Genomic DNA, 15425 nt, shown 5'->3' with positions numbered 1-15425 from the left:
GAACGGATGAGTAGATCAGGTTGGCCATTGCAGAGAGCCGGGAGTGCTGGGAACCGGTATGGTGCACAGATTGAAGATGGTCCGGGAGGAACTGTGCCCGAGCAAGGGACTGTGATACCTGCGGTCAATTGTAAGAACACGGCGTGATCCAGCGTTAATGGACAGTTCATGAATAAGGGACTGAATAAGCCTGTGCTCTGTGAGGGGCCGGGGAACTTTGGGTGGTATCGCGTGAGTTAACTCTCGCCCCATATAGGGGCGGGAGTTTTTTGCGTGAACTGAGCTGTATAAGATTGTGCCATTACGAAAGGATGAACAGGATTAATGAGTGAGAACAAAACATTTTATCTGACAACCCCTATCTACTATCCAAGCGATAAGCTGCATATCGGGCATGCCTATTCGACTGTAGCCGGTGATGCAATGGCCCGGTACAAACGGCTGCGCGGCTACGAGGTGCGATATCTGACCGGTACTGACGAGCATGGCCAGAAGATTGAAGAAAAGGCTGCAAAGGCCGGCAAGACACCTCAGGAATTTGTTGACGGTATTGTGGTAGGAATCAAGGAGCTCTGGCGCAAGCTGGATATTTCCAATGACGATTTCATCCGTACTACCGAGGAACGCCACAAGACAATAGTTGCGGACATCTTTGACCGGCTGCTGCAGCAGGGCGACATCTACAAAGGTGAATATGAAGGCTGGTACTGTATCTCTGACGAAACCTTCTACACGGAGACACAGCTGGTGGATATTGAGCGTGATGCGGACGGGAACATTACCGGCGGTAAAAGCCCGGACAGCGGACACCCGGTTGAGCTGGTAAAAGAAGAAAGCTATTTCTTCCGGATGAGCAAATATGCTGACCGCCTACTTAAGTTCTACGAAGAGAACCCGGAGTTCATTCTGCCGGAATCACGTAAGAATGAGATGATCAATAACTTCATCAAGCCGGGTCTGGAGGATCTTGCCGTTTCCCGTACAACCTTTGACTGGGGTGTTAAGGTAAAAGGTGATGCGAAGCATGTAGTGTATGTATGGATTGATGCGCTCACTAACTACATCACTGCCCTTGGTTACGGTTCTGCTGACCGCAGCCTGTATGACAAATTCTGGCCGGCGGATGTGCATATTGTCGGTAAGGAAATCGTCCGGTTCCATACCATCTACTGGCCGATTATCCTGATGGCTCTGGGTGAACCGCTGCCTAAGAAGGTGTTTGCCCATGGCTGGCTGCTGATGAAGGACGGAAAAATGTCTAAATCCAAAGGGAACGTAGTAGATCCGGTGACCCTGATTGACCGTTACGGTCTGGATGCGCTGCGTTACTACCTGCTGCGTGAGGTTCCATTCGGCTCCGACGGCACCTTCACTCCGGAAAGCTTCGTCGACCGGATCAACTACGACCTGGCGAACGACCTCGGCAACCTGCTGAACCGTACCGGAGCTATGGTTGAGAAATACTTCGGCGGCGAGCTGCCGGCTTACGCCGGCAAGGTCACGGCATTCGACGGCGAGCTGGAGGCTGCTGTAGAGAGCACCTATGCCAAGGTGGAAGAAGCGATGGAGAAGATGGAGTTCTCCGTTGCACTGACTGCTATCGGCGCGCTGATCAGCCGCACGAACAAATACATCGACGAAACCCAGCCGTGGGTGCTGGCTAAGGATGAGAGCAGAAACGGCGAGCTGGCCTCCGTCATGAGACACCTGGTGGAAGGTCTGCGCACCGCTTCGATCCTGCTGCAGCCGTTCCTGACCGGTGCTCCGGCCAAGATCTGGGAGCAGCTGGGCATTCAGCCGGGCGGGCTGACTACCTGGGACAGCGGACGTACCTTCGGCCTGATTCCGGCCGGTACGAAGCTTGCCAAAGGTGATCCGATTTTCCCGCGGCTTGACGTAGCCGTAGAAGTAGCCTACATCGCTGAAGCGATGGGCGCAGGCAAGCCGGCGGCAGCCGAGCCTGAAGCAGTGCCAGCCGCAGCTGAGGCTGCTGGAAATGCGGCTGAGCCGGAGGAAGAGCATAAGGAAGAGATCGGCATCGACGACTTCGCTAAGGCTGAACTGCGCGTAGCCCAGGTGATCGCGGCTGAGCCGGTGAAGAAGGCTGACAAGCTGCTGAAGCTGCAGCTGGATCTCGGTTATGAGCAGCGCCAGGTGGTATCGGGCATTGCCAAGTTCTATACCCCGGAAGAGCTGGTGGGCCGCAAGGTGATCTGCATCGTTAATCTGAAGCCGGTGAAGCTGCGCGGTGAACTGTCCCAGGGCATGATACTGGCAGCCTCTAAGGGCGACCAGCTGACCATCGCCACTGTTCCGGACAGCATGCCTAATGGAGCAGTTGTGAAGTAGGATGGTATCAGTTATAGATATTTGTACAGCAAAGCTGCTGATTTCGGCGTAAGCCGGAATTGATATCAGAACATATAGAAGAACGCCGCATGCCGAGATGAAAAGCCCTTGTTGATAAGACGTAGGAGCTTTCACCGGCTGCAGGCGTTCTTTTGTTCTGATATGGAAAATGTCCTTTATTAGCTGTGTGGTAGGCAGGTTGTAACAGATTTCTTTGAGCGGGAGAGTTCGGTGTTGACTTATCGTAACGATTACTATTATAATGCTCATAGTAAAATTTACGATTTAAGGGGTCGATAGAGAATATGTTTTTTACAGGGTTAACCAAGAAATTGCTGCTCATGCCGGCATTGCTGGCACTGCTGGTGCTTACGGCATGCGGAGCTAAGTCCGGCGGAAGCATTGTTGAGGGTAAAGTGAATGTTGTGACTACTTTCTATCCTATATATGAATTCACAAGTGAAATTGGCGGGGATGACATCAATGCGATTAATCTGCTTCCAGTAGGGGTAGAGCCGCATGACTGGACTCCGCGGAGCCAGGATATCATTAACACTTCGAAGTCCCAGCTGTTTCTGTACAACGGCGCAGGACTTGAGGGCTGGGTGCCGAATTTTTTGAAGAGTCTGGACAAAGGCAGTGAAGTTAAGGCTGTTGCAGTCAGTGAGGGCGTAGACTACATCATGACTGACGAGGATGATGGCCACAACCATGGCGGAGAAGCCCACGCCGAAGATGAGCATGCTGAAGAATCACACGCTGAAGATGCTCACGAACACGAGCACACTGAAGATGAGCATGCTGATAATCATGCGGAAGAGGCAGCCGGGGACAGCCTGCATACGGACCCGCACACATGGGTAAGCCCAAAATCAGCGCTGATCATGGCTGAGAACATTAAGAACAGCCTGATTGCTGCTGATCCAGAGCATGAAGCAGGCTATGAAGAGCGTTACAGCAAGCTGGCTGAACGCCTGCAGGCTCTTGACAGTAAATTTGAGACGGAGCTTGCGAAGCTTCCGAATAAAGAAATTGTCGTTTCTCATCAGGCTTTTGCTTATCTGGCACGTGATTACGGTCTGAGCCAGCACGCAATCATGGGATTGTCGCCGGATGCTGAGCCGCGCGGGCAGGATCTCGTGAATCTGGCGAACCTGGTTAAGGATGAAGGCATCAAGTACATCTTCTTTGAAGAGCTTGTCTCCGATAAGCTGGCTAAAACACTGGCGGCTGAAGCCGGAGTAGAGACTATGGTGCTTAATCCGGTTGAAGGTCTTACTGAAGCCCAGGAGAAGAACGGCGATAATTATTTCACTTTAATGGAGAAAAATTTGCAAAATCTGATTCTGGCTTTACAATAGTAAGGAAAGTATAAGTGAAAGGCGGTACACATCATGCAACCGGTATCCCTGGACTGCCATCAGCATATGATTGAAATAGAGGATTTGTCCTTCTCTTACGGAGAGCAGAAGGTCATTTCCGGTCTGAGCTACACCGTGAAGGAGCGGGATTTCCTTGGCATTATCGGTTCCAACGGCGCGGGTAAAACCACTTTGATGAAAATGATTGTGGGCCTGCTGCCGCCAACCAGCGGCGATATCAAGCTGTTCGGCCAGTCTGTACGCAAATTCAAAGACTGGGAACGGATCGGCTATGTTCCGCAGAAGAATGCCTTTAACCCGCTGTTCCCGGCAACTGTACGCGAGGTTGTTCTGTCCGGACTGTACAATAACAAAAACCTGATCCGCCGTGTATCCAAAGCCCAGCACCGCCAGTGTGACGACGCACTGGAAGTGATGCGGATTCAGGATATTGCGGACAAACGAGTCGGTCAGCTCTCCGGCGGCCAGCAGCAGCGCGTCTTCCTGGCCCGTGCGCTGATTAACCATCCGGATCTGCTGATTCTGGACGAACCTACGGTTGGAATTGATGCGGAGACACAAGCCGGATTTTTTGAGCTCATCTTCCATATGCATGCCCATCACCACATGACCTTCCTGATGGTGTCGCATGATATCGACATGATCAAGAGCTATCTGGGCAATGAGCCGGTACAGACAAATGGTAAAATCAATTTCTACTGCCGCCACTCCCATGATGCCCAGAACTGTGCAGCCGAGGACCTCCAGCATACACTGGCCTAAAGAAGGCATTGCCTATGCAAGTCCTGCTAAGCTAATGCTAGTAAAGTAATAGTGTTAAATACGCAATAAGTAGGCTAAACTAGTAGAACAAAGGTGTTATATGTGGTGTATGTAAGAGAGCTATGCGCTGGAAGGTGCTGAAGTCTTGAAACTAACCATGCTACATGCGCTACAAGTAAGCTGGACGAATTAAGTGACTATGCTGTACCAGTTGTATGCGAGTATTAATACTAGTTAATGAGGCTGTGGCCTAAATAACTGTAATTTGTGCAACTAAAACCTGCGATTGAGCTCAGTTGCAGGTTTTAACTGCACTCTGTACACTTATTTTTGCTGAAAACGACCGAAATTGCCTTTATTCACCGAAATAGCTGCACAAACTACATCTATTCTTTCATAAGCCGCGTTTTTGCCGGATTTAGTTGCACAAACTACACTTAAGTCTGATCTGATAGTGTGTACCTAAACACCTCCAAACGTAAAGCGTGTCCCTGTAAGGGACGAAAGCGATCTTTCCTCATCGCACCTAGATGCCACAAGGCGAATCGCCTACGCCAGTTGCACTTAAACGGGTGTCCAGAGGACAGAGCCCTTGGGGCCCTCCCTTGGAAGGGAGGGTTTGGGAGGGATCGAAACGCTTTATAAAGGGTTGGTTTGTTTCTAATTATTTAAGAGGAGATATCATCTTGCAAATCCTATTTAGTGACTTTTTTCAGCGGGCGCTCGCGGGCGGGCTGATGATTGGAATTACGGCGCCGCTGATCGGCGTTTTTCTTGTGTTAAGACGCTTGTCCATGATCGGGGATACGCTGGCGCATGTTACGATTGCCGGGGTGGCGCTCGGTTTTCTGACCGGCTTTTATCCGCTTGGGGCAGGCCTGATCTTTGCTGTATTAGCCTCGTTTGCCATCGAAAAGCTTCGTAAAGCGTATAAGAGCTATGCCGAGCTGTCGATCGCGATCATTATGTCAGGCGGTGTGGCGCTGGCATCATTGTTTTTCACATTAGGCAAAGGCTACAATGCGGATGTTATGAGCTATTTGTTCGGAAGCATCTACACGCTGGATAACACGGATCTGGTTGTAGTCGGTATAGTTACTATTGCAGTAGTTGTCGTAGTGGCGCTGTTCTTCAAGGAGTTTTTCCTGCTCAGCTTTGAGGAGGATGCGGCGAGTGTCAGCGGCCTGCCGGTTAAGCTGCTCAATATGCTCATTACGGTGCTAACGGCGCTTGTAATCAGCACAGCGATTAAAATTGTCGGTTCACTGCTCGTATCTGCGCTGTTGACCATTCCGGTGGCCATCAGTCTGCTGCTGTCCCGCAGCTTTAAGTCCTCTGTTGTCCTGTCTGTCGTTATCGCGGAAATCGCCGTGGTCGGCGGTCTGGTGGTAGCCGGCGTGTGGAATCTTGCCCCGGGGGCAACGATTGTTCTGCTGCTTATCGCACTGCTTGCCCTGACCCTTATCGGCAAAAAAGGACTGCCAGCCTAGACTCTGCTCCAGCATCAGATACGCTGATGCCTATTCAGCTTAAGTCCGGAAGGAGAGCTGCCGCTTGTCCAATGTGAATGCAGGAATTGCTTTTGCCGCCGGTGTAGCATCGTTTATCTCGCCCTGCTGTCTGCCGCTCTACCCCTCATACCTTTCCTATATTACAGGCCTTTCAGTGCAGCAGCTTAAAAGCGGCAGCAACAGCAAAGAGGTCCGTTTCCGGACCCTCTCGCATACGCTGGCTTTTATTTTGGGCTTATCTGCGGTATTCTATACGATCGGCTTTGGAGCCGGTCTGGTGGGTGAAGTATTTAAGGAGCAGCGGGATTTAATCCGCCAATTGTCGGCCATTCTGGTTATGGTTATGGGATTATTCCTGCTCGGGATTTTTCAGCCTAAGTTCCTGCTTCGTGAATATAAGCTTAATTTAAAATGGAAACCGGCAGGATACCTGGGCTCATTTATTCTGGGCATTGGCTTCTCGGCTGGCTGGTCGCCATGCATCGGACCTATTCTGGCGCCGATCATCGCACTTTCTGCCAGTGATCAGGGCGCCTGGTTCCCGTTGATAACTGCTTATTGTACCGGTTTTGCCCTTCCGTTTTTTGTACTGGCCTTTTTCATCGGCGGAGCCCGGCGTATCCTGAAATATTCTAATATGCTGATGAAGGCAGGCGGTGCGCTTATGGTTCTGATGGGCATTCTGCTGTTTACGGACCAGATGTTCCGCATTACCATTTGGCTGCAGGGCATTACGCCGGATTGGCTGAAATTTTAGCAGGCAGTTTTAGGTGAAATAATCAATGCCGGCCTCCGGAAAATGTTCAAAAATCCGCTCTGTGATGAATTCGCGCAGGGCGGTTTGCTGTTCATCGGGATAGACATATTTGTTCTGCCCCCAGCGGCCCCATTTTTTCTTGCGCTTCTCGATATCCATTTCCAGCTTGGATTTGGGATAACGCTTCTCAATAACTGTCTTGGCTGTCTTGGTGAACCGGTGCTGGATCATTTCGAAGGTCAAGCCTTTGCCGGTACCTGGCGGCATCGTTTTTGCCAGCTTGGCCAGCAGCTCCGCATAGCCTTCCTCCCAGCCGTCATGCCAGATAATCGGTGCGATGATGAACCCGAGCGGATAACCGGCGCGTGCAACCTTTCCGGCAGCCTCAATGCGTTCCTCAAAACGTGCGGTGGCGGGCTCGAAGTTTTTGATGACATAGTCGGCATTGATACTGAAACGGATGCGGGTATGCCCGTTATGCTTGAGCTCAAGGAGCGGATCGACATGCTGATACTTGGTAACAAAGCGCAGCCGGCCCAGCGGCTCATCAGCCATGAACGTAATCAGCTCAGCCAGCGAGCCGGTAATATGCTCCAGCCCAAGCGGGTCGGACGTACAGGCAGCTTCAAACGTGGTGATTTCCGGTTCGCGTTCAGTGATATATTTTTTGGCGGCATCCAGGATATCTCCTGTATTTACATATACTCTTATATAGGGCTTCGCGCCCAGCGTGGTCTGCAGATAACAATAATGGCAGTGGCCCATACAGCCGGTGGCGATGGGGATGGCATAATCAGCGGATGGCTTGGACTGGTCAAAAGTGAGCGTTTTGCGCAGGCCCACCACAAGTGTCCGTTTGGCTATTTTGTACTGCTCCAGCTCACCTTCACCGGGCAAATTCGTTATCCGGTTATGCGAGGTGGTCATCCGGTAGGGGATGTTTTGAGCTTTGACCCACTGCATAATCTGCTCCCCTTTGGGGTAGTTCAAGGCATCCGGCTCAAAAAACACAAGCTCGGGGATAAAAAGACCGGTAGGCCTCGGCTTTCTTTTGACAGGGGGACGTTCTGGAACGGCGATTGTCATGAACTCACACTCCTTCCGTAAAGCATGCCTTTATTATGCCATTGTGGGGTGCGCAGAAATCATGGTAAACATCGTTAACGGGGTGAAGCGGAGACCGGGGGACTTGCCAAGGGACGGCAGAAACATGTATCATTGTTAGAGCAAGGCTCGGCCCCAGTGCCACGCTCATTATAGAAAAGAGGTAAACTTTAATGCCAACACCCAGCATGGAGGATTATTTGGAGCGCATTTACAAGCTCATCGACGAGAAGGGTTATGCGCGGGTTTCGGATATTGCCGAGGGCTTGGAAGTACACCCCTCCTCTGTAACCAAGATGATCCAAAAACTGGATAAGGACGAATATCTCATCTATGAGAAATATCGTGGGCTTGTCCTGACGAGCAAAGGTAAAAAAGTAGGAAAACGGCTGGTTGACCGACATGAGCTGCTGGAGGAATTCCTCGGCCTGATCGGAGTACAGCAGGAGCATATTTATAAGGATGTCGAGGGCATCGAGCATCATCTGAGCTGGGATTCGATTACGCGGATCGAGACGCTGGTGGAGTATTTCCGCCGGGATGAGGAACGCGTGAAGACCTTATATGATATTCACAATGAGCTGGTCAGCGATTCATAAAAAATTTGTTTCTGTAGGGTATACCGCAACCTTTCCAGTTTTTTTACGTCAAAACGGATAACGTCCTTAAATGAAGTATGAGAAAGTATAGCAGACTGTTATACTTTTACTTGTATTTCTCCGTTTTGCAAGAAACGGCCTTCTCCCTTGAATAAGGACGAGAGGGCCGTTTTTATTATTTTTACAACAGGGAGGAACTATGAATTACCGTAAATGGCTTTTGGGAGTAATGGTGCTGATGCTGCTTCTGCCGGTATGGCCGGCCGGTGCCCGCGCGGCAGCCGTTCAGATTACAATTGAACTGGACGGGGAAATGCTCAGTCCTGATGTGCCGCCGTATATTACAGCTTCTAATGTTACGATGGTACCGGCAGGGGTTGTCAGCCAGGGGCTGGGCGCAGCGGTTGCATGGGATCAGAGCAGCAAAACAGCGACCATCAGCAAGGGGGAGACTGTGCTGAAGCTGACCAGCGGGAAGCAGACGGCACTCGTGAATGCGGCTTCTGTGCGTCTGGATACTTCGGTACAAATCCGGCAGGGCCGGGTCATGGTACCGCTGCGGTTTGTAAGTGAGCAGCTTGGCCTGCAGGTGGTATGGAATCAGGCGACCAAGCATATTGCCCTGTATTCCAATGCAGAGATTACAGGCCCTTCGACTCCTACGGTTCCTACAGTACCAACAGTGCCGGTTCCATCTGTTCCATCTGTTCCGGCACCAACATTGCCGGGTAACACAGGGAAGGCAATGAAAGGAGCCTGGATCTCAACCGTCTTCAACCTGGACTGGCCGTCCGTGTCTTCAGCGAATAATGCGGCGAAGCAGAAGCAGGAGTTCGACAGCTTGCTGGACAAGCTGCAGGCAACCGGCTTTAATGCAGTCTTTGTTCAGGTGCGGCCCTCAGCAGACAGCCTGTATTCCTCGCAGATCGTTCCCTGGTCCAAGGTGCTGACCGGCACACAGGGAAAGGTTCCGGATTATGATCCGCTGGAATACATCGTCAGCGCCGCACACCAGCGAGGAATACAGATTCATGCCTGGTTCAACCCGTTCCGGGCAACAACAGATACAGCAGCCGCTACCCTTGCAGGCCTGGCCGGCAATCATGTGTCCAAGGTCCATCCGGACTGGGTTGTCAAAGCAGACAGCAAGCTGTATATTAACCCCGGTATTCCGGAAGCCCGCCGGCACATCATTGATACCGTAATGGAAGTAGTCAAGGGCTATGATATTGACGGTGTGCATCTGGACGATTATTTCTATCCCTCGAATGTAACCTTTGCGGATGATGCGGCGTTCAAAGCATATAATGCTTCAGCAATATCCAGTAAGGCAGACTGGCGGCGTGATAATATTAATCAGTTCATCCGCCAGCTGGGCCAGGAGATTCATACTGCCAAGCCGTCCGTTTCTTACGGGGTGAGCCCGTTCGGTGTCTGGCGCAACAAAAAAGCCGACAGCTCCGGTTCGGATACAACGGCAGGCGTAACAGCCTATGATGATATGTATGCGGATACGCGCACCTGGATCAAGAACGGCTGGATTGACTATATCGCCCCGCAGATTTACTGGAGCCTGTCGTTCTCTGCCGCCCGCTACGACAAGCTCGTCGACTGGTGGGTAGATGAGGTTAAAGGCACAGGAGTCAAGCTGTACATTGGCCAGGCCGCCTATAAGGTTGGCGATACGAAGCAGACCGCGGAATGGCAGAGCGGTGAGCAGATTATTAATCAGCTGAAGTACAACGATAAGTACGAGGAAGTGGCCGGAAGCATTATGTTCCGCGCCAATGATATTGCAGTCCGTAATCCGTACGGGCTTGCGAGCCTGCTGGCCTTTTATTTTAAATCATAGAAGCATGAATGCTCCCCCGTGCTCATAGATAAGCAATAGATCTATGGAACGGGGGATTACTGTGTATGGAGATCAATGCAGTCTTTGAGGGCGGCGGGGTAAAAGGAATTGCACTGGCCGGAGCGGTTGAAGCTACGGAGCGGGCAGGGGGTGTCTTTAAAAGAGTGGCGGGAACCTCCTCCGGCTCTATCATTGCTTCATTCCTCGCAGCAGGCTATAACGGGGAGGATATGAGCCGGATTATCAGACAGACTCCATTCACCTCTTTTCTGAAGCGGGGAATGCTGTACAACACGGCTTTAATCGGCCCGGCATTGCGGGTCATGATCAAAAAAGGGCTGTATTCCGGGGAAGCGCTGGAGAGCTGGGTCCGCAGTATTCTGCGGAATAAAGGCATTGTCACTTTCAGTGATCTCCCCCGCGGCAAGCTGTCGGTCATCGCCTCGGATATTACCAACGGCCGGATCATTGTCCTGCCGGATGATTTGCCGGAATACGGGATATCTCCGGGCAGCTTTGAAGTCGCCAAGGCAGTACGGATGAGCTGCAGTATTCCTTATTTCTTTGATCCTGTATTGCTGCGTCTGAACGGGCGTGCGGCCCAAGGGAAGAGCTTCATGGAGCAATTCGTTTATGTAGTGGACGGAGGGGTGCTGAGTAATTTCCCTTTGTGGCTGTTTGAAGAGAAGGAGGCCGGTTTCAAAAGCCCTGAACGCCGGACGCCGACGGTCGGCTATCAGCTCATCGGGAAGACCGAAGCACAGCCGCACTCGATTACCGGCCCTTTCACAATGCTGCAGGCGCTGGTTGGAACAATGCTGTCCGCGCACGATGAAAGGTATATTGAGACGGAGAAGTTCGTGCGCACAGTCAAAATTCCGACGCTTGGCATTTCTACCACACAGTTTCATCTCACGGCGCAGGAGAGTGAGGAGCTGTATACAGCGGGTATGAAGGCCGGGGAAGCGTTCTTCCGGGAATGGCGGCCTCACAGGCATCGACTGTAATGTGGCACAGGAAGATTTCATGATGATACAAAAAAAAGCATCCCGCATGACTGCCTTAGCAGCACCGGGATGCTTTACTGTTATTCTAATGATATTTAGGCAGCTGGTCGTCGTTCTTGCCTTTACTGCCTTCAATCACCTGGAACGGATACGTTTTACGTTTGCCGGAAGCAGCCTGGGTCTTACGGACTCCGGCTACCTTGGCCATTGTTTTCTGGGACGGCTTAACCTTTGGTCCGGAGCGGCGGGAGCCGTAAGCCTGGTCCTTCATAATCAGCCTGTAAGCAAAGTACAGCAGCCCAACCAGAATGAAGCTGGGGAGCAGTTCCCAGAATAGCCAGCTTAGTCCGTAGTTCACAACTCCGAAGAACAGACCGTAAGCGCCCAGTAAAACGGAAATCCAAAAAACTAAAGCATGCCTGATCATAGGGCAATCATCCTTTCGCAGGATCCAATACACCGCCGGACACACTTTCATCAATATAGCCTTTAGCTTCAATCATGGCGTCCAGCTCACGCATCCGGTTAAATGATGCAATCGATACTTCAACCATATCATCTTTAGGTTCCTTGGTTGTCAGCAACTGGAGCCAAAGTCCTGGGTAACCTAAATACTTCAGCCATGGAACATCGCGGACCGCGTTGGTTCCCTTCAAGACCTCAAATGAAACACCAATGACAACCGGAAGCAGAATAATACGCTGAAGGACTCGTTCAGTAAGGCTGCTCCAAGGGAACACAGAATAGATTACGACGCCGAGGATAATGGTCAGCATCATAAAGCTGCTGCCGCAGCGGTAATGCAGACGGCTGTATTTCTGAACGTTCTCGACGGTTAATTCTTCACCGGCTTCAAAGGCGCTTATGACCTTGTGCTCGGCGCCGTGATACTGGAAGAGCCGTTTGATGACCGGAGTTTGTGAAATAGCGGTCAGGTAGACAAGCAGCAGAATCAGCTTGATCGCCCCTTCCACAAGGTTGCGCAGAATATAGTTGTTAATTACACCCTCGAACAGATACGTCTCTATAAAAACCGGAACCAGGGTAAAGATCAGCTTGCCGAACAGGAATGACAAAATCCCCATCACCGCAACCCCGAAAATCATGCCGAGGCTCCAGCCTTCATCCTTCTTCTTCTCCTTGGCTGTATCCTTCTGCTTAGCCGCTTCCTCAGGCTCTGTCTCATCCTCAGCGAATGATTCTGCCGAGTAATTCAGATGCTTCGAGCCTTTGGCGCTGGAATCTATAATACTGACAATGCCGCGAAGCAGCGGAATCTTGCGCAGTTTAATGACCCAGCTCTTATCGCTCTTCGGCACCTCCAAAAATGTAATTTCCTGATTCTTCCGCCGTACGGCTGTTACGTTGATATGCTTGCCGCCGAACATGACGCCTTCGATAACGGCTTGGCCGCCGTAACTGGGAGTTTCCTGGGACAACCAATTCACCTTCCCGCATTATATTATAATTGATATAAACCATTGTAACTAATTTATGCTTACATTGCTAGTTGGATTGGCTTTTCCTGAGCATACTAGCATACAGGGACTGGAGAAGCAGCAACGCCAATTAACAGGTGAAAGCGAGGCAATATAATGAGTAAAGCAGGCAAGCAGGCATCAGAACATACAAACCCCTGGTTTTTCGCGATCGAACTGGGTATTTTTGCCGGATTGATCTGGGGAGGTATCCGCTGGCTGATCTATGTTTTTCGTTTTACAAAGGTGATACCGGGCTTTTTGGCCGAGCCTTTTTTTCAGCATGCCTTTTTAATGAAGCCCGCCGGGCAGCTGGTCGGGTATCTCTTTTATATCCTGTTCTCTGTAATAGCTTCTCTGATCTATGTACTCCTGTTCCGTAAGCTGAAAGGACCCTGGCCGGGAATGCTGTACGGTGTGCTGTGGTGGGCGGGAATCTTCCTGGCGGGCTCATGGCCGTTTCTGCAGCAGCCCATGTTTAAGCTCCCCTGGAACTCTGTCATCAGTGAGTTTTGCATCTTTTTACTCTGGGGATTATTCATCGGCTATACGGCGGCAATCGAGTATACGGATGAGCGAAAACGCGAACAGCGGACAAAGCTGGCCTGAACGCCCGAAAAAACTTCTCAAGGGCATGACCCTATGTTAAAATACAATGTGGCTATTTCGAGAGGAGAATGAAAATGGGCAACAAGCGCGTCTCCAAGCTGCGTAAGGTTTTGCAGGATCTGGGATTGGATGCAATGTTAATTACCAGCGGGTATAACCGTCGCTATCTGAGCGGATTCACCGGCTCTTCCGGTTATGTCTTAGTCACTGGTGATGAAAGCTATCTGCTGACGGACTTCCGCTACATGACTCAGGCTGCGGAGCAGGTGACCGGCCTCAAGGTTGTACAGCATGGTCCGAAGTTTATCGACACGGTGCGTGAGCTGCTGACGCAAGGCGGAAGTGTGCGTGTCGGCTTTGAACAGGATGACGTCACTTTCAGCGCATACACAGCCTATGCTGCAGCACTTAAACCGGCAGAGCTGGTTCCGGCCTCCAAGGCGGTTGAGAATCTGCGGATGTTCAAGGATGAGGAAGAGCTGGCTGTTATGCAGCGTGCGGCTGATCTGGCCGATGCCACCTTCAGCCATATCCTCAATGTGATCAAGCCCGGAATGACTGAGCGCGATGTGGATCTGGAAATGGAATTCTTCATGCGCACCCATGGCGCTACCTCGTCCTCGTTTGACACCATTGTTGCTTCAGGTGAACGTTCGGCCATGCCGCACGGTGTAGCCAGCAGCAAGGTAATCGGCAACAATGAGTTCGTCACCTTTGACTTCGGTGCGCTGCTGGACGGATACTGCTCGGATGTAACCCGTACGATTGCACTGGGCAAGCCTGATCCGAAGCTGAAGGAAATCTATGACGTCGTGCTTGAAGCACAGCTGCACACCTTAGCTAACATCAAGCCGGGCATGACCGGCCGTGAAGCGGATGCGCTGGCGCGCGACATTATTACCCGTTACGGCTATGGGGAGTACTTCGGCCACAGCACCGGGCACGGCCTGGGTATGGAGGTTCACGAATGGCCGCGGCTGTCCAAGCTCGCTGATGAGATTCTGGAGCCGGGAATGGTTGTTACCGTTGAACCGGGGATTTATCTGTCCGGACTCGGCGGCGTACGGATTGAAGACGATATCGTGATTACAGAGAGCGGCATTACGCTGCTGACGCATTCGTCGAAGGATTATCTGGTACTGTAATTTTGCAACACCAACCAAGTTGATAATTGATCCAGGAGGGATTTTTAGTGATTTCAGTTAATGATTTTAAAACAGGCCTTACCGTAGAGGTAGAAGGCGATATCTTTACCGTTCTGGATTTCCAGCACGTAAAACCGGGTAAAGGTGCGGCATTTGTCCGCTCCAAGCTGAAGAACCTGCGCAACGGCAACACCGTTGAGCGTACCTTCCGTGCCGGCGAAACCATCGGCCGCGCCATCATCGAAAACCGTGGTGTACAATACCTGTATGCAAGCGGTGCAGAGCATGTATTCATGGACAATGAAACTTACGACCAGTTCGAGCTGACTGCCAAGCAGCTTGAATGGGAGCTTAACTTCCTGAGAGAGAACATGACTGTTAACATTGTAAGCTACCAGGGCGAAATCCTCGGAATCAACCTGCCTACCAGCGTTGAGCTGAAGGTTACTGAAACCGAGCCGGGTGTTAAGGGCAACACTGCTCAAGGCGCAACTAAGGCTGCTACACTGGAAACTGGTCATACTGTTCAGGTTCCGCTGTTCATTAACGAAGGGGACGTTCTCCTGATCGATACACGCGAAGGTAAATATATCTCCCGCGCGTAGGACAAGAGTAATTAACTGCTGCAATAACAATAGCCTCTACCGGATACAGCGGTGGAGGCTATTGTTATTTATGCGGCAGTATCCTTGCGAAATGATGGGGCTGCGGCCGGAGAAGGCAGAGAGGCGTCCGGAGTGTATTCCCTGCCGACCTGTTTATTCCTTCGGACCAAGCCCGCGGCTGAATGCGGGTCCGGCTCTATGTATATCCTACAGATTACGGATATTCTGAAAATGGGCGCTTTTTTTTGTGAAACCATTAACGCTT

At 51.2% G+C, this 15425-nt stretch carries 14 protein-coding genes; 11 read left to right on the top strand and 3 right to left on the bottom strand.

Annotation, left to right across the window (positions count from 1 at the left end):
• The first annotated feature begins 324 nt into the window (after nt 1–324).
• The 5 genes from metG to R70331_RS20715 all read left to right on the top strand — a co-directional run bounded on the left by metG (nt 325) and on the right by R70331_RS20715 (nt 6761).
• Nucleotides 325–2349, top strand: coding sequence for a methionine--tRNA ligase (metG, locus tag R70331_RS20735; RefSeq protein WP_042178654.1), 2025 nt, complete (start codon nt 325–327; stop codon nt 2347–2349).
• Nucleotides 2350–2654: 305 nt separating this feature from the next.
• Complete coding sequence (locus R70331_RS20730; protein WP_042178653.1) at nt 2655–3710, top strand: metal ABC transporter solute-binding protein, Zn/Mn family; 1056 nt, start codon at nt 2655–2657, stop codon at nt 3708–3710.
• 33 nt (nt 3711–3743) lie between these two features.
• Nucleotides 3744–4493: a metal ABC transporter ATP-binding protein gene (locus R70331_RS20725; RefSeq protein WP_039875261.1), complete on the top strand. Its 750-nt coding sequence runs from the start codon at nt 3744–3746 to the stop codon at nt 4491–4493.
• Nucleotides 4494–5179: 686 nt separating this feature from the next.
• Nucleotides 5180–5983 (top strand): metal ABC transporter permease, encoded by an 804-nt coding sequence (locus tag R70331_RS20720; protein ID WP_042178650.1) that lies wholly within the window; start codon nt 5180–5182, stop codon nt 5981–5983.
• Between the two features lie 64 nt (nt 5984–6047).
• On the top strand, nt 6048–6761 hold the full coding sequence (locus R70331_RS20715; RefSeq protein WP_042178646.1) for a cytochrome c biogenesis CcdA family protein: 714 nt from the start codon (nt 6048–6050) through the stop codon (nt 6759–6761).
• A gap of 9 nt (nt 6762–6770) precedes the next feature.
• On the opposite strand, the gene splB is transcribed toward R70331_RS20715, so the two are convergent.
• Nucleotides 6771–7847 (bottom strand): spore photoproduct lyase, encoded by a 1077-nt coding sequence (gene splB / locus R70331_RS20710; protein WP_042178644.1) that lies wholly within the window; start codon nt 7845–7847, stop codon nt 6771–6773.
• Between the two features lie 191 nt (nt 7848–8038).
• Here splB and mntR point away from each other — a divergent pair, with 191 nt between their 5' ends.
• From mntR to R70331_RS20695, 3 genes are all read left to right on the top strand, one after another.
• Complete coding sequence (mntR, locus tag R70331_RS20705) at nt 8039–8464, top strand: transcriptional regulator MntR (RefSeq protein WP_042178642.1); 426 nt, start codon at nt 8039–8041, stop codon at nt 8462–8464.
• A gap of 199 nt (nt 8465–8663) precedes the next feature.
• Nucleotides 8664–10316 carry a family 10 glycosylhydrolase gene (locus R70331_RS20700; protein ID WP_042178635.1) on the top strand — a complete coding sequence of 551 codons (1653 nt, stop codon included), beginning with the start codon at nt 8664–8666 and terminating at the stop codon, nt 10314–10316.
• A gap of 65 nt (nt 10317–10381) precedes the next feature.
• Entirely contained in the window at nt 10382–11323 is a 942-nt protein-coding gene (locus R70331_RS20695; protein ID WP_042178633.1) for a patatin-like phospholipase family protein, read from the top strand.
• 85 nt (nt 11324–11408) lie between these two features.
• On the opposite strand, the gene R70331_RS20690 is transcribed toward R70331_RS20695, so the two are convergent.
• Together R70331_RS20690 and R70331_RS20685 are read right to left on the bottom strand one after the other, a co-directional pair.
• On the bottom strand, nt 11409–11750 hold the full coding sequence (locus R70331_RS20690) for a hypothetical protein (RefSeq protein ID WP_042178631.1): 342 nt from the start codon (nt 11748–11750) through the stop codon (nt 11409–11411).
• 7 nt (nt 11751–11757) lie between these two features.
• Nucleotides 11758–12711 (bottom strand): DUF1385 domain-containing protein, encoded by a 954-nt coding sequence (locus tag R70331_RS20685; RefSeq protein ID WP_156131259.1) that lies wholly within the window; start codon nt 12709–12711, stop codon nt 11758–11760.
• A 207-nt stretch (nt 12712–12918) separates the two neighbouring features.
• Here R70331_RS20685 and R70331_RS20680 point away from each other — a divergent pair, with 207 nt between their 5' ends.
• The 3 genes from R70331_RS20680 to efp all read left to right on the top strand — a co-directional run bounded on the left by R70331_RS20680 (nt 12919) and on the right by efp (nt 15160).
• Entirely contained in the window at nt 12919–13410 is a 492-nt protein-coding gene (locus R70331_RS20680; RefSeq protein WP_042178627.1) for a YqhR family membrane protein, read from the top strand.
• 74 nt (nt 13411–13484) lie between these two features.
• Nucleotides 13485–14555, top strand: coding sequence for a M24 family metallopeptidase (locus tag R70331_RS20675; protein WP_042178625.1), 1071 nt, complete (start codon nt 13485–13487; stop codon nt 14553–14555).
• 47 nt (nt 14556–14602) lie between these two features.
• Nucleotides 14603–15160: an elongation factor P gene (gene efp, locus R70331_RS20670; RefSeq protein WP_042178624.1), complete on the top strand. Its 558-nt coding sequence runs from the start codon at nt 14603–14605 to the stop codon at nt 15158–15160.
• Nucleotides 15161–15425 lie beyond the last annotated feature (265 nt).

Origin of the sequence: Paenibacillus sp. FSL R7-0331, from assembly GCF_000758645.1 — a bacterium.
Classification (GTDB): domain Bacteria; phylum Bacillota; class Bacilli; order Paenibacillales; family Paenibacillaceae; genus Paenibacillus_AQ; species Paenibacillus_AQ camerounensis.
The sequence above is the reverse complement of the archived record's forward strand: the minus strand, read 5'-3'. Positions and strand labels throughout refer to the sequence as shown.

Bases quoted from the DNA above. Each gene is read 5' to 3' on its own strand.
- metG (WP_042178654.1), top strand. From the start codon at position 325: ATGAGTGAGAACAAAACATTTTATCTGACAACCCCTATCTACTATCCA.
- R70331_RS20730 (WP_042178653.1), top strand. From the start codon at position 2,655: ATGTTTTTTACAGGGTTAACCAAGAAATTGCTGCTCATGCCGGCATTG.
- R70331_RS20725 (WP_039875261.1), top strand. From the start codon at position 3,744: ATGCAACCGGTATCCCTGGACTGCCATCAGCATATGATTGAAATAGAG.
- splB (WP_042178644.1), bottom strand. From the start codon at position 7,847: ATGACAATCGCCGTTCCAGAACGTCCCCCTGTCAAAAGAAAGCCGAGG.
- mntR (WP_042178642.1), top strand. From the start codon at position 8,039: ATGCCAACACCCAGCATGGAGGATTATTTGGAGCGCATTTACAAGCTC.
- R70331_RS20700 (WP_042178635.1), top strand. From the start codon at position 8,664: ATGAATTACCGTAAATGGCTTTTGGGAGTAATGGTGCTGATGCTGCTT.
- R70331_RS20695 (WP_042178633.1), top strand. From the start codon at position 10,382: ATGGAGATCAATGCAGTCTTTGAGGGCGGCGGGGTAAAAGGAATTGCA.
- R70331_RS20690 (WP_042178631.1), bottom strand. From the start codon at position 11,750: ATGATCAGGCATGCTTTAGTTTTTTGGATTTCCGTTTTACTGGGCGCT.
- R70331_RS20685 (WP_156131259.1), bottom strand. From the start codon at position 12,711: ATGTTCGGCGGCAAGCATATCAACGTAACAGCCGTACGGCGGAAGAAT.
- R70331_RS20680 (WP_042178627.1), top strand. From the start codon at position 12,919: ATGAGTAAAGCAGGCAAGCAGGCATCAGAACATACAAACCCCTGGTTT.
- R70331_RS20675 (WP_042178625.1), top strand. From the start codon at position 13,485: ATGGGCAACAAGCGCGTCTCCAAGCTGCGTAAGGTTTTGCAGGATCTG.